We start from the raw sequence: 13,039 nt of genomic DNA, 5'->3' as shown, positions 1-13,039 counted from the left end.
ACAGCTGATTGGAATTGCGCGTGCGCAACTCCGAAGCTACCAGCGGTATTTGAAAACCGCAGTCACTCAAATGGGTGGCATGATCGCGTAGTTAAGTTCGGGTGAATACTCCGATGCCATTGGGGACGGGCCGCTCGGCGCCGGCCGACGGATGGTTCCGTACGGTGACCTCCGCCGAGCCCGGGTCGCGGGTGACGAGCGTCGAGGAGCCGCCTCCGTCGAGGTTGACCGCGTCCCTGGCGCCGAAGCGGCGCATCACCTCCGCCAGTTCGCTCATCGTCAGCCCGGAGCGGTACTCCGGCCCGCCGTCCAGGACCAGCAGATAGAACCGGCGCCCGCCCGCGCCGACGCCCGCGCAGGTGCGCACGGCGGCGGTGCGCTGGTCCAGCCCGTCCAGCGGGCGGCCCTTGCGGACGATGGGGAAGCCGCCGACCGCGAACGCCAGCGGTACCCGCTCGGTCGCCACCAGCCGGTATCCCAGGTGGATGCGGTCCCCGACGCGCAGCTTGCGCAGTGCCCGGGCGCCCGCCTCCCGGCCGACCAGCACCACCGTCTTGGGGGCGATCCGCCCCTGGCCCGGCGTCTCGGACACCTTCGCGACGCGGCCCTTCCGGACCGTCACCTCGTAGGTCTCCGTGCTGCACGGGGCCGCCCGGTCGGTGTCCGTACCGCAGGTCGCGCGCACCCGGGACGTCGTGCCCCAGTCCGTGGTGAACGCGCCGACGCCGCCCACGGCCACCGCGTACTGGTTCAGCCCGCGCAGCGGCAGCGTGCCCCGCGGGGTGCGCACCGTACCGCGCAGCGACAGCCGGTCCACCCGCGCCCGGCGGTTCATGCCGATCCCGATGACGTTCTCCGTGCCGGTGCCCGGGGGCAGCGCGGGGCCGAAGCGCTGGCCGTCGGGCACGGCCGCCTTCAGCCGCTGCCCGCCGGCCACCGCCGGGCCGACCGGCGCCCCGGTCGCCTGGACCCCCGGGTGCTGTGTCTCGGTGAGGTGGAAGAAGTCGCCGTTGACGGCGGCCACCGCGCCGCGGGCGTCGGCCAGCCGGGAGACCGGGGCGCGGGCGCCGACCGCCCCCGGGTAGACCAGGTCCAGCCCGACGCGCGGGTTGCCCAGGTCGACCGTCAGCAGATGCCCGTACGCGTCGCCGCGCGGGGTGGACAGGGTGAACCCCTCGTACTTCACACCCGGGGCCGGCGCCGACCGGGTGATGAACTGCGGGTCGGTGGGGGCGCCTTGGGCGGCGCGCGCCCCGGTCAGCTCGACGCCGAACAGCGCCGCCCACGCGGTGATGACCGCGACCGTCGCACGCGCCCGGCCGCCGTAAATGCGTCGTGTCACGTTCCCTCCAGAGGGCCCGGTAACCATCGATAACTGCCAGCCGCCGCCCGGACTTCACCACGGGGCGCGGGAACGAGGGGGAAATGGCCGGGGACCGGCGGCGGAACTCTGCATACGCCTCTGCCCATCGCGCCCCGATGCCCCGATACTCACTGGCGTCCGCCGCGTACAGCCCAGTGCGGCCCCGGCCCCTGCCGGGCCGCCGACCGGGAGGTCCCCATGGTCAGCCGCAGCCGCCGTTCCTTCGTCGTCGTCCTCGGAGCCGCCGCGGCCGGCGGAGCGGTCGGCGCGGTGGCCGCCCCCGCGCACGCCGCCGGAGCGGCGCGGGGCCTGCCGCCGCTGGCGCGGGCCCACGCCCACAACGACTACGAGCACCCGCGCCCGCTCGCCGACGCGCTCTCCCACGGCTTCGGCAGCGTCGAGGCCGACATCTGGCTGGTCGACGGGCAACTGCTCGTCGCCCACGACGAGGTCGACCTCGACCCGGCCCGCACGCTGGAAGCGCTCTATCTGGACCCGCTGGCGCGCCGGGTGAGAGCGAACCACGGCCGCGTCTACCGCGGCCACGACCTCTCCCTCCAACTGCTCATCGACATCAAGACCGCCGGCGACCCCACCTATCGGGAACTCGCCAGGCGGCTGCGCCGCTACGGCCCGATGCTGAGCACCGCCGTCGGGGGCAAGGTGTGGCGCGGCGCGGTCACCGCCGTCATCTCCGGCGACCGGGCCGCCCGGGGCCCGATGGAGGCCGAACGCGTGCGCCGGGCCTTCTACGACGGGCGGCTGGAGGACCTCGGCAGCGGCGTCCCGGCCTCCTTCATCCCGCTGATCAGCAGCAACTGGACGCAGAGCTTCACCTGGCGGGGCGTCGGCCCGATGCCGCCGGCCGAGCGGGACACGCTGCGGCGGATCGTCGGCGCGGCGCACGCGGAGGGTCAGCGGGTCCGCTTCTGGGCCACCCCCGACCTGGCGGGGCCGGCGCGCGAGGCTGTCTGGCGGGAACTGCTGGCGGCGGGTGTGGATCATCTCAACACGGACGATCTGGCCGGACTGGAGGACTTCCTTCGAAACGTAAGGTAATCAGTCATATGCTTATCGTAAAGTGATGGCGGGTTGGCTGATCCGATGCCATGCTGGCGCCATGCTGATCAGGACCGTGACTGACGACGACTGGCCCGCCATTTGGCCGATACTGCGTCAGATCACCGCGGCGGGCGAGACTTTCACCTATCCGCGAGAGATGGACGAACGGTTCGCCCGCGAGATCTGGCTGCCCGCCGCGCCGGGTCGCGCCGTCGTCGCCGTCGACGAGCGGGGCACCGTGCTCGGCACGGCCAAGATGAACCCCAACCAGATGGGTCCCGGCGCCCATGTCTCCAGCGCCAGCTTCATGGTGGCCCCGAACACCAGGGGCGCGGCGTCGGGCGGGCGCTGTGCACGCACGCGCTGGAGTGGGCGCGTACGGAGGGCTACCGGGCCATGCAGTTCAACGCGGTGGCCGAGACGAACACCAACGCGGTCGCGCTCTACCGCTCCTTGGGCTTCGAGGTGGTCGGGACCGTTCCCGAGGCGTTCCATCACCCGACCAAGGGATTTGTCGGACTGCACGTGATGCACATCCGGCTGTGAGCCGCGGCCCGGTAACGGGCCGGTGACGCGACGGCGCCGTGGGGGGCAGGCGCAAGGCCCCGGCCGAGCAGGCGCGTGACCGTGTACGGGCCGTCCCGGCCCAGCCCTCACCCGTGCCGCAGCAGCCCCTCGGCCTCCGCCAGCACCGCACCGATCCGCGCCAGCGCCTCCTCATCGCGCTCGACGGCTTCGTGGACCGGGCCGTCCGCCGTCCCCCAGCGCCGCGCCACCGCCGCCGGGTCCTCACCGAGCAGCAGGCCCGCGGCCTGCGCCGCGGCGCCGAGCGCCACCGGCTCCCCGGCGTCCGGCACGACCACCGGCCGCCCGGACAACCGGCGCACCGTCTCCCGCCACGCCGTGCCCCGCGCGCCGCCACCGATGAGCAGCAGCGGCACGGCGGGGTCGGCGTCCGCGCCGAGGACCCGGTCGAGCGCGCCGAGGAGCGTGCGGGTGGCCCCGTCGTAGGCGGCCTGGAGCACCTGCCCTGGGGTCGTGCCGTGCCGCAGTCCGTACAGCAGGCCGGCGGCGACCGGCAGATGAGGAGTGCGTTCGCCGTCGAGGTACGGCAGCAGCACGGCCGTCCCGCCCGGTTCGACCGCCTCCCGGTCGCGGCCGAGGAGGCCTGCGATCCGGTCGACGGCGAGCGTGCAGTTCAGCGTGCAGGCGAGCGGCAGCCATGCCTCGCGGGCGTCCGCGAACCCCGCGACCACCCCGGTGGCGTCGGTCGGGCGGCGGGTCGCTACGGCGTAGACGGTGCCGGACGTGCCGAGGCTGAGCACCGGCTGCGCCGGGCGCAGCCCCAGCCCGAGCGCGGCGGCCATGTTGTCGCCCGTACCGGTGGCGACCAGCGCGCCCGCCGGCAGCGCGAGACCGGGCAGCCGCCGTACGGTGCCGGCCGCCTCGCCGTGCCGCAGCACGCGCGGCAGCAACGCGGGGGAGAGCCCGATGTGCTCCAGGACCCGGTCGTCGTACGCCTCGACGGCCGACGCCCACCAGCCGGTGCCCGAGGCGTCGCCCCGGTCGGTGACGCCCTGGCCGGTGAGCCGCTCGGTGAGGTAGTCGTGGGGGAGCCGTACGGCGGCGGTGGCGCGGGCCGCCTCCGGCTCGTTCTCCCGCAGCCACGCCCACTTGGTCGCGGTGAACGCGGGCGCGGGGACGCTGCCGATCCGCTCGGCCCAGGCCGCGGGCCCGCCCAACTCCGCCACCAGCCGGTCCCGCTGCGGGGCCGAGCGCACGTCGTTCCACAGCAGTGCGGGCCGTACCGGACGGCCGTCCGCGCCGAGGGTGACCAACCCGTGCTGCTGACCGGCGACGGACACCGCGGACGCCTCCCGGACCCTCGGCCCGCAGCGGTCCAGGGCCTCGCAGAGCGCCTGCCACCACTGCTCGGGGTCGCTCTCCCTGCCGTCCTCGCCCGGCCCGCCGCCGACCACGGCGTGCGGAGCCCGGCCGCGCGCCATGACCTGGCCGGTCGCGGCGTCGACGACCAGGACCGTCGTGGACTGCGTGGAGCTGTCCACGCCGACGACCAACGGTCCTTCGGGCGCGGGCAACGGGGCTGCGGCCATCGAGCTCTCCTCTGCGCGGCTGCGGTGCCTGAGGGTCCGGAGCACGGAAGCAGGGTCCGGAGCACGGAATCCTTGCCCGCCCCGCCCCTTCCCCTAACGGGGCTCCGCCCCGGACCCCGCCCCGCCACTTCCCCTAGCTGAGGCTCCGCCCCGGACCCCGGCCCGAACGGTCCGTGACACGCCGATCGGCGTCGGCGACGACCGTCTTCGCGGCGTCACACCCCGCGGAACACAGCCGAAGGGGGCGTCGGCCGTCCACAGTCCGGCCGACGCCCCGTGACCTGGTCACCCGGTCAGCAGAGCCGCCATCGCCGCCGCCGGGTCATCGTCCGACGCGCCCGCCGGCCACCAGCGCCCCTGTTCCTTGCGGTACGGCCACCAGCGCCCGTCCCGGCCGTACCGCACCTGTACGTCGCCACCCGCCGCCGTCCAGCGGTTGCCGGACGCCCGCAGTACCGGCGGCCGGTCGTCCTCCGCCCAGGCGGCGGCGAGCCGGGCGCGAGCGCGGGCCAGCGCCTCCGGGTCGGGCGTCCACTCCTCCTCCAGTACGGCGAGCCCGGCCGGGCCGCCGTGTTCCCAGGCCCGCGCCGCGCGCGCCAGATCCCCGCGGTTGCGTCCACACCCCTCGGCGAGGCGGCCACCGATCAGGTCGGTCAGCGGGACCTCGGGTCCGGCGGTGGCGGCCATCCGCACCGCGTCCTGCCACACCGTCAGCCCGGCCGCCACCGGCGCCGTCGCGTGGTCCGGTGCCAGCGCCTCGGCGAGCATCCGCCGGGCGCGCGCGGCGGCGTCGGCGATCAGGAACTCCAGCCCGGCCGGGTCGAGTCCGGGGCCCGGCTCCGTACCGCCGTCCAGCGTCGGCGGCCGGGCCGGGGCCGCCACCGGGGGAGGCGGGCCGGGCAGCGGCGGCAGCGCGGCACGCCCCGCGAAGGCCGCGACCGCCTCGACCCCCGCCGGCTCCGGCGCGCCGCCCCCCGCGCCCACGGGCACCCCGTGGGCGCCGTCCGCCCCGTCCGCGCCGTCCGCACCGGGCGTGTCGCCTGTATCGCGCTTCACCTGCCTGGCGCCGCGCGCGGCGCTGCGCGCCTGGAGCTCCTCCAGCAGTTCCCGCTCGCCGCGCCCGCGCATCAGCAGCAGGACGAACGGGTCCTCGTCCAGCAACCGGGCCACCTGGTAGCAGAGCGCGGCGGTGTGGGGGCAGTGGTCCCACGCCTCGCACGCGCACTCCGGTTCCAGGTCGCCGATGCCGGGCAGCAGTTCGACACCCGCCGCCTCCGCGTCCTCCACCAGATGCGGCGGCATGTCACGGTCCAGCAGGGCGGCGATGTGCCCGGAGCGGTCCGCGACCATCTCCAGCAGCTGGTCCCACGCGCCCTCGCCCAGCTCCTGCAGCAGCACGTCCGAGCGGTACGCCGCGCCGTCACGGTCGCGCACCACCGCGGTGATCCGGCCGGGCTGCACCGAGACCGCGCCGACGGCGCCCTCGCGGGCATGCCTGCGTCCCCGCTTGAGCTGTTGGCCGTCCAGCGCCGTGTCCTCCAGCGCCTTCAGCCACGCCTGCCCCCACCAGGTGCGGGCGAACCCGCGCCCTTGGGCGGGCGGCAGCGCGGCGAAGGTGCGCTCGGGCCGCACCGCTCCGCCGGCGCCCGCCGCTTCGTCGTCCTCGTACGCGTCTGCATGCGGATCCGCGTACGGATCTGTGTGCGGATCTGTTTGCGTATCGATATACGGATCGGTGTACGGATCGGTCATCGAGCGGGCCCCCTCAGCTCCACCAGTTCCGCCAGCTCGGCGTCGGTCAGTTCGGTCAGCGCGGCCTCGGCCCCGTCCGGGCCGAGGACCGCGTCCGCCAGCCGCTGCTTGCGTTCCAGCATGGCGGCGATCCGGTCCTCCACCGTGCCCTCGGTGACGAACCGGTGCACCTGCACCGGCCGGGTCTGCCCGATGCGGTAGGCGCGGTCGGTCGCCTGCGCCTCGACCGCCGGGTTCCACCAGCGGTCGTAATGCACCACGTGCTCGGCGCGGGTCAGGTTCAGCCCCGTGCCCGCCGCCTTCAGTGAAAGAAGGAAGACGGGCACTGCCCCGTCCTGGAACTCACGCACCATCACCTCCCGCCGCGCCACGGGCGTACCGCCGTGCAGGAGTCGCGTGGCCACCCCGCGCGCCGCCAGATGCCGCTCCAAAAGGCGCGCCATCTGAACGTACTGGGTGAACACCAGGACGCTCGCGCCCTCCGCGAGGATGGTGTCCAGCAGCTCGTCCAGCAGCTCCAGCTTCCCCGAACGGCCCGGGATCCGCGGGGCGTCCTCCTTGAGGAACTGCGCCGGGTGGTTGCAGATCTGCTTGAGGCCGGTGAGGAGCTTGACGATGAGGCCGCGGCGCAGATGCGCGTCCGCGCCGGAGATCTCCGCGAGGATCTCGCGCACCACCGCCTCGTACAGCCCCGCCTGCTCCGCCGTGAGCGCCACGGCGCGGTCCGTCTCGGTCTTCGGCGGCAGCTCGGGCGCGATCCCCGGGTCGGACTTGCGGCGGCGCAGCAGGAACGGCCGGATGAGTTTCGCCAGCCGTGCCGTGGCCTCCGGGTCGGCCGTACCGCCCTCGACGGGCGCGGCGTAGTGCCTGCGGAACGCGCCGAGCGTGCCGAGCAGCCCGGGGGTGGTCCAGTCGAGGATCGCCCACAGTTCGGTGAGATTGTTCTCGACCGGCGTGCCGGACAGCGCGACCCGCGCCTTCGCGCCGATGGTGCGCAGTTGCCTCGCGGTCGCCGAGAGCGGGTTCTTCACATGCTGCGCCTCGTCGGCCACGACCATGCCCCACGGCCCCGCCTCGGCGAGCCGGTGCGCGTCCAGCCGCATGGTGCCGTACGTGGTGAGGACGAACTCCCCGTCCTTGAGGGCCTCCAGTTCGCGCGCCGGGCCGTGGTAGCGGCGCACCGCCGTCCCCGGTGCGAACTTCTCGATCTCCCGCTGCCAGTTGCCCATCAGGGACGCCGGGCACACCACGAGGGTGGCCCGGCGGACTCGGGGGAGGTCTGCCGGTGCAGATGGAGGGCGATCAGGGTGATGGTCTTGCCCAGCCCCATGTCGTCGGCGAGACAGCCGCCGAGGCCCAGCGAGGTCATCCGGTGCAGCCAGGTCAGGCCGCGCAACTGGTAGTCGCGCAGGGTCGCGGCGAGTCCGGCGGGCTGCGGCAGCAGGCCCTCGCCGGGCTGCGGCGCCGGGCCGCCGCCGGGCCGCGCCCCCTGGTCCTCGCCGGACTGCCCGCCGCCGTCCCCGTCCGGTTCCGCGGGGCGGGCGAGCCGGTCGCGCAGGGCGGCCAGCCAGCCGGACGCCTCGACCGCGACGGTGGTGCCGTCGGCTTCCGTACGGCCGGTGAGGGCGGCGCCGAGCGCCTCGACGGGTGTGAGTTCGTGCCGGCGGCCGGCTCGTTCGCGGGCCCGGCGGGCCGCCTCCGGATCGACGACGACCCACTGGTCGCGCAGCCTCACCAGGGGGCGACCGGCCTCGGCGAGCCGGTCGAGTTCGGCGCGGGTGAGGTCGCGGTCCCCGACCGCGAAGCGCCAGTCGAAGCGCAGCAGCGCGTCGGCGGACAGGAACGACGGCAGCCCGGACGCGGGCAGCTCCCGGCTGCCGCTGCCGTCGCCGTCGACGCGGCCACCGCCGTCGTCGGCGTCCCCGCACGGGCCGACGACGGCGCGCGCGGTGAGGCCGCGCACCAGGTTCTTCGGCCAGTGCACCCGCACGCCGGCGGCGTCCAGCGCCGCCGCGGCCGGCCCCAGCAGCTCGGTGACCTCCTCGTCCGCGAGATCGATGGCGTCGGGGACGGCGGCGGACAGCAGCGGGGCCAGCGGCGGCCAGGCGCGGGCGGCCCGGCGCAGGGTGAGCAGCGCGTCCATCCGGGCACGCGGGCCGAGCGCGGTCGCCGCGGGTGTGGCCCCGGCCCAGACGTCGGCGGCGTCCGCGACGAAGGCCGGGCCGGCGAGGCTGTGCAGTTGGACGACGGCGCGGAAGCCGGGCGTGGTCGCGTCGGCGTACGGGTCGGTGTTCGCGTACGGGTCCGCGCCCGTGTCCGTGTACGTATCGGTGTGCGGCCCGCCCTCTGCGGGCGTGTCGGCGGCGGGCGGCGCGGGATTGGCGTCCAGGCCGGTCATCTCGATCCGCAACGAGACCTGTACGCCCGCGTCGTGACCGGCCGCGATGTCCGCCGCCCAGGCACGGTGCCCGGGCACCCGCCGCGGCGCGGGCGCGGCGAAGTCCGGCCCGCCTGCGGCGTGTGCCGCCGCGGGGGAGCGCGGCAGTCCGTCGGCGACGGCGTCGAGGAAGGCGCGCAGCAGCCCCTCAGGCTCGGGGATCAGCGGCGAACCCGGCGATTCAGGTGACCCTGAGTACTCCGGTGATCCCGGTGATCCCGGTGATCCCGTCGGCAACGGCACCGCGTGCGCGTCCGGCGGCATCGCGGCGGCCAGGTCGCGGATCCGTGTCCGGTCCTCCGGGGTGAGCGGGCCGACCCGCCAGACGTCGTGATCGGTAGCGCTGAGCCCCGGCAGCAGCCGCCCACGGGCGGCGAGTTGCAGGGCCAGTACGGCGGCGGCCCCCCAGAACGCCGCGGCGGGGTGCGCGCGGGCGGCCCGCGCCCGCGTGAGCACGGGCAGCGCCTCGCGGACGGGGAGCAGGAGAGCCGGTACCTGTCGGGTGCGTACCCCGGCGCCGTCGGGGACGACGACGGTCAGGTCCTCGACAAGGCTGGCACCGGCACCGGCATCGTCACTGACCGGTGCCGGACCGTCCGGCCGCCAGAAGGCGACGCGGCCCTCACGGGCCGGGTCGGCGGGCAGGAACACGGCGGCACAGCCGACGAGTTCGCCGATCTCGAAGGGCGTTGCCGCGAAGCGTGATGTCACAGCGATGACGCATTCCTCAAATTTGACTAGTTGAGTCGGAGTCGCCGAGGGTACAGCACCTCCGCGCCGCCCGGACGGCACGGCGACGTGATGCGCATCACTTCGCTGCGCGCGCGTACGTGACAGAGTGGCGGCGGTTTTGACGACTGCGAGGAGGGGGAAGCGGCGACATGGGCGCGACGGTCGTGGCGGTGTGCACCAGCGGGGAGCACACGTTCAGCAAGCCTGTCCGGGACGGCATCACACTGCTCGCGGGGCTCGGCGTCGAAGGCGACGCCCACCTGGGGGTGACGGTGAAGCACCGGTCGCGGGTCGCTCAGGACCCGACCCAGCCGAACCTCCGGCAGGTTCATCTCATCCACGAGGAGTTGTTCGCGGAGGTGGCCGAGGCGGGCTTCACAGTCGCCCCCGGACAGCTGGGCGAGAACATCACCACCGCCGGCATCGACCTCCTCGCGCTGCCGGAGGGCGCCCTGCTGCACATCGGCGACGACGCGGTCGTCGAGATCACCGGACTGCGCAACCCCTGCCTGCAGATCGACCAGTTCCAGGGTGGGCTGCTCAAGCAGGTGGTGGGCCGCGCCGCTGACGGCGCACTCATCCGCAAGGCCGGAATCATGGGGGTCGTCCGCGTGGGCGGCGAGGTCCGCCCCGGCGACCGGATCCGTGCGGTGCTGCCGGAAGGCGAACACCGCCCGCTGGAGCGCGTCTGAGCAGCACCGGGTCCCCGGATCACAGCACCCGAGGAAAGATCCGTTATCGTGCGTTGCGCATCCCGAGAATGTATGTCGCGGTAAGCGCAACGGCACGGTCTTCGTCATGTGACAGATCTTCGAGGGCACGTGACGTTGTGATTCCCGGGATATCCGCGAGCGCCTGTGTCAGCCGTCGACGTGCAGACGATTCAAGGGTGCCGTGGGCGAGGCAGTCAACGAGCCTGGTGGCGATCCGGTCCGCCAACGCGGGATCACTCGCCAGCGCGCTCAGCGCATCGGCTGCATCGACGTCGTTCGTGTCCTCGACGATCATGTCGATGAGCGTGGGGACCGCGTCGGCGACTCCACGTGCCCCGAGCGCCAGAGCCGCATACCTGCGGACCACGACGTCGGGGTTCGCGAGGGCGTCCTGCAGCCGTGCGGTCGCCTCACCGTTCGGAATCTCAGCGATGGACTGGACGGCACGTTTCCGCACCTCGGCTACTGGTGAGCCGAGGCCCTCCGCCAGCAGCGCCAATCCGCCCTCGCCCGATCGCGCCAAAGCCCATCGAAGGGCTCCGGCGACGATCGGGTCCGTCTCGCTCAGCGCTGCCTCGACCAGCGCCTCCACGGGCACCGGAACCTCTTCAACTGAGGACAAGGCCGCGCGCTGGCGCGTCCCAGCGCTCTTTGACCCCAACGCCTGGAGGAGTGCGACGATCTGGAGGACGTCCTCCCAGCCCGCGGGTTCCGCGGCACCGATCCGACTCAGTCGCGTGAGCAGCTCCGTCTCACGTGCAATGCGTTCTCGCGTCTGGCGGATGAGATCGTCGACGAGCTCTGCGGGCGTGAAGCCGGGATCATCGAGCGCGCGCCTGACGTCACGCAGCGACAGCCCCAATGACCTCAGGCTCTCGATATGGAAGATCCGCCGGATGTCCTCGCCGGAGTACTCTCGATAACCGGCGTCGGTACGACCCGTTGGCCGCACCAGGCCGAGCGAGTCGTAATGCCTGAGCATGCGGGCGGTGACCCCGGACCGGCGTGCCACATCACCGATCAACACGGCCCATCACCCCTCCTGCTGGGTTCTGCCGAGGGCTACGACGCGCTTCGCCTCCTCGATCGCGAACCCGAATCCGGCATCCGGGTCGCGCAACAGCCGTTCCGTGGCGATCGCGTGCGCGCGCACGCGAGGGTCGAGATCCGTCATCGCAGCGCGCAGAATTGGCAGAATGACCTCACCGAGCGCGATCAGCGCCCGACTGAGGCTCAGCTGCGTCTCATGTTCGCCGCGCCCGAGCTGTGTCGACAACACTGCGGCCAGTTCGGGCTCTTCACCTTCAGGAACGAGCACGACCGCTGCCCGCCAGGCGCTCCGCGCCACCTCATCGTCGGCGTCGGACAGGAGCGCCCGTGTGATCGCCGGCCACGCTTGCCGATCCCCGATCTTGGACAGCGTGTGCAACGCCTGGCTTCGGGCCTGCGCACGCTCCGAGCGGACTTCATTGAGAAGCTCGGGGACCGTCGTTGAAGGTGAGTGGCGGGTGAGTGCCCACGTAAGCATTTCACGCACGTAGAACTCGGGCTCGATCGCGCATCGCTCGATGAGCTTGCCGATGAACCGCGGGTCAGGCGTCGTACCGACCGCCAGCGCTGCCCGCAGCCGCACTGACGAGAGGCCGTCCTCCAGCCCCTGGAGAGCTCGCATCGTATCCGTGTCCTGTTTCGGCATGGCCATCGGGACCACCTCCTTGGCTCCAGTGAAGACCTTGTCACTGTGTCAAGGTCAAGCAGGATCACGCCGCGAGGCCCTGAGGCGATTGCGTTTCGGCGGTCAGGGGCAAGACCGCCCGCTAGCCTCTGACCATGGCTGATCCACATCCCCCCGTCTACGAAGTGCACTTCACCCGCACCCCCTTCCAGCTCCTGGCAGGTGCGGGCTGGAAGCGTCTGGTGGCGTTCCGCGTCGACAGCGCGGGCATACTGCTCGGCGGCGCGCCGGCCCGCTACGAAGCCCAGACAGCGTTCGTGCCGTGGGAGGACATCACATCGGTGGTCCTGTGGCAGCAGCAGATGGCCGGTCCGTCAATGAACTACGTGGGCGTCCACCGCCGCCCCGGAGCACCGCCGCTACCCGGCATGAACAGCAGACTCGGACCGGACCAGACGGCCGAACTCGCTCCCCACGTCGAGCATGAGCTCTTCCTCGCCAGCCGGCCCATCAACCTCTGGCGCCTCGACCCCGAACGCCTGCAAGCCGCCGTCGACACATTCGCTCCCCGGGTGCCGGTTCTCGCGTACCAGCAAAAGGAGACCCGGTAGGCACCACAGGGCAAGGTCAGTAGTACTGGCGCATCAGCTCGGTCGACCAGCCTGGCTGGACCACGTCGCCACGCGGCCCGAACTCCGCCATGTACGGCTTGATGTCGAGCACCGGCGTGCCGTCGACCGCGTCCAGGCCCTCGACACGCACCTCCAGCCCGTCGACGGCCAGCAGGCGGCAGCGCGAGACGCCGAGCCGGTTCGGGCGGTTCTTGCCACGCTGAGCGAAGATCCCGACCAGGGGCCAGTCGGGGTTGCCGCGCGGATGCCTCGCGCCGAGCTGGATCCTGTCCTCCGGCACGCGGTCGAAGTGGTAGACCACCTCCAGGTGGGAGAAGTCCTCGAGGCCGTAGAGCGCCTCGGGGCCGAACCGGGCCTCGTCCAGCCGGATCACCGCCGTGACCGGCCCCCAGTCGTCGTCCGCGACCGCCGCCCGCCCGCCGATCACCCGGCCGATCGGCACCGCCACCACGGCGCCGTCTGCCGACAAGTCCCTGTCCCCCACGACGTCTCCCTCTCCAGGCCCGGTCGATCATGACGGGTCGATGATGGCACGGGCGACGTGCCAGGCAGACGCTGG

Annotated in this window: 10 protein-coding genes and 2 pseudogenes; 4 read left to right on the top strand and 8 right to left on the bottom strand. The window is 73.3% G+C overall.

The window, feature by feature from the left end; all coding sequences use genetic code 11:
- Nucleotides 1–91: 91 nt before the first annotated feature.
- Nucleotides 92–1,342, bottom strand: a complete 1,251-nt coding sequence (locus Q3Y56_RS01260) for a phosphodiester glycosidase family protein (RefSeq protein WP_304460139.1) — start codon at nucleotides 1,340–1,342, stop codon at nucleotides 92–94.
- Nucleotides 1,343–1,561: 219 nt separating this feature from the next.
- On the opposite strand from Q3Y56_RS01260, the gene Q3Y56_RS01255 reads away from it, so the two are divergent.
- Both Q3Y56_RS01255 and Q3Y56_RS01250 read left to right on the top strand, forming a co-directional pair.
- Complete coding sequence (locus tag Q3Y56_RS01255; RefSeq protein ID WP_304460138.1) at nucleotides 1,562–2,422, top strand: phosphatidylinositol-specific phospholipase C/glycerophosphodiester phosphodiesterase family protein; 861 nt, start codon at nucleotides 1,562–1,564, stop codon at nucleotides 2,420–2,422.
- Nucleotides 2,423–2,483: 61 nt separating this feature from the next.
- A pseudogene (locus Q3Y56_RS01250) lies at nucleotides 2,484–2,971 on the top strand (N-acetyltransferase family protein).
- A 107-nt stretch (nucleotides 2,972–3,078) separates the two neighbouring features.
- Here the strand turns inward: Q3Y56_RS01250 and xylB are convergent.
- The 4 genes and pseudogenes from xylB to Q3Y56_RS33295 all read right to left on the bottom strand — a co-directional run.
- Nucleotides 3,079–4,539 carry a xylulokinase gene (xylB, locus tag Q3Y56_RS01245; protein ID WP_304460137.1) on the bottom strand — a complete coding sequence of 487 codons (1,461 nt, stop codon included), beginning with the start codon at nucleotides 4,537–4,539 and terminating at the stop codon, nucleotides 3,079–3,081.
- Nucleotides 4,540–4,824: 285 nt separating this feature from the next.
- Entirely contained in the window at nucleotides 4,825–6,291 is a 1,467-nt protein-coding gene (locus Q3Y56_RS01240) for an SWF or SNF family helicase (protein ID WP_304460136.1), read from the bottom strand.
- Nucleotides 6,288–6,755 carry a DEAD/DEAH box helicase gene (locus tag Q3Y56_RS33300; protein WP_369696841.1) on the bottom strand — a complete coding sequence of 156 codons (468 nt, stop codon included), beginning with the start codon at nucleotides 6,753–6,755 and terminating at the stop codon, nucleotides 6,288–6,290. The genes Q3Y56_RS01240 and Q3Y56_RS33300 overlap by 4 nt, the downstream gene beginning before the upstream one ends.
- A gap of 165 nt (nucleotides 6,756–6,920) precedes the next feature.
- Nucleotides 6,921–8,434, bottom strand: a pseudogene (locus tag Q3Y56_RS33295) (DEAD/DEAH box helicase); the annotation flags it as partial.
- A 1,175-nt stretch (nucleotides 8,435–9,609) separates the two neighbouring features.
- Between Q3Y56_RS33295 and Q3Y56_RS01230 the strand changes: the two are divergent.
- On the top strand, nucleotides 9,610–10,152 hold the full coding sequence (locus Q3Y56_RS01230) for an MOSC domain-containing protein (protein WP_304460135.1): 543 nt from the start codon (nucleotides 9,610–9,612) through the stop codon (nucleotides 10,150–10,152).
- A 43-nt stretch (nucleotides 10,153–10,195) separates the two neighbouring features.
- On the opposite strand, the gene Q3Y56_RS01225 is transcribed toward Q3Y56_RS01230, so the two are convergent.
- Together Q3Y56_RS01225 and Q3Y56_RS01220 are read right to left on the bottom strand one after the other, a co-directional pair.
- Complete coding sequence (locus tag Q3Y56_RS01225; RefSeq protein WP_304460134.1) at nucleotides 10,196–11,200, bottom strand: MerR family transcriptional regulator; 1,005 nt, start codon at nucleotides 11,198–11,200, stop codon at nucleotides 10,196–10,198.
- A gap of 6 nt (nucleotides 11,201–11,206) precedes the next feature.
- Nucleotides 11,207–11,875, bottom strand: coding sequence for a HEAT repeat domain-containing protein (locus Q3Y56_RS01220; protein ID WP_304460133.1), 669 nt, complete (start codon nucleotides 11,873–11,875; stop codon nucleotides 11,207–11,209).
- Nucleotides 11,876–12,003: 128 nt separating this feature from the next.
- Between Q3Y56_RS01220 and Q3Y56_RS01215 the strand changes: the two genes are divergently transcribed.
- Entirely contained in the window at nucleotides 12,004–12,459 is a 456-nt protein-coding gene (locus tag Q3Y56_RS01215; protein WP_304460132.1) for a hypothetical protein, read from the top strand.
- A 16-nt stretch (nucleotides 12,460–12,475) separates the two neighbouring features.
- On the opposite strand, the gene Q3Y56_RS01210 is transcribed toward Q3Y56_RS01215, so the two are convergent.
- A complete protein-coding gene (locus Q3Y56_RS01210; protein WP_304460131.1) occupies nucleotides 12,476–12,964 on the bottom strand; it encodes an SAM-dependent methyltransferase in 489 nt (162 codons plus the stop codon).
- Between the last annotated feature and the right edge of the window lie 75 nt (nucleotides 12,965–13,039).

The sequence above is a fragment of the Streptomyces sp. XD-27 genome (assembly GCF_030553055.1).
Classification (GTDB): Bacteria; Actinomycetota; Actinomycetes; order Streptomycetales; family Streptomycetaceae; genus Streptomyces.
This window is presented reverse-complemented; position numbering and strand designations above follow the sequence as displayed.

What these genes read in the sequence shown, in the direction of transcription:
- Q3Y56_RS01255 (WP_304460138.1), top strand. Translation starts at nt 1,562, where the DNA reads ATGGTCAGCCGCAGCCGCCGTTCCTTCGTCGTCGTCCTCGGAGCCGCC.
- xylB (WP_304460137.1), bottom strand. Translation starts at nt 4,539, where the DNA reads ATGGCCGCAGCCCCGTTGCCCGCGCCCGAAGGACCGTTGGTCGTCGGC.
- Q3Y56_RS01240 (WP_304460136.1), bottom strand. Translation starts at nt 6,291, where the DNA reads ATGACCGATCCGTACACCGATCCGTATATCGATACGCAAACAGATCCG.
- Q3Y56_RS01230 (WP_304460135.1), top strand. Translation starts at nt 9,610, where the DNA reads ATGGGCGCGACGGTCGTGGCGGTGTGCACCAGCGGGGAGCACACGTTC.
- Q3Y56_RS01220 (WP_304460133.1), bottom strand. Translation starts at nt 11,875, where the DNA reads ATGGCCATGCCGAAACAGGACACGGATACGATGCGAGCTCTCCAGGGG.
- Q3Y56_RS01215 (WP_304460132.1), top strand. Translation starts at nt 12,004, where the DNA reads ATGGCTGATCCACATCCCCCCGTCTACGAAGTGCACTTCACCCGCACC.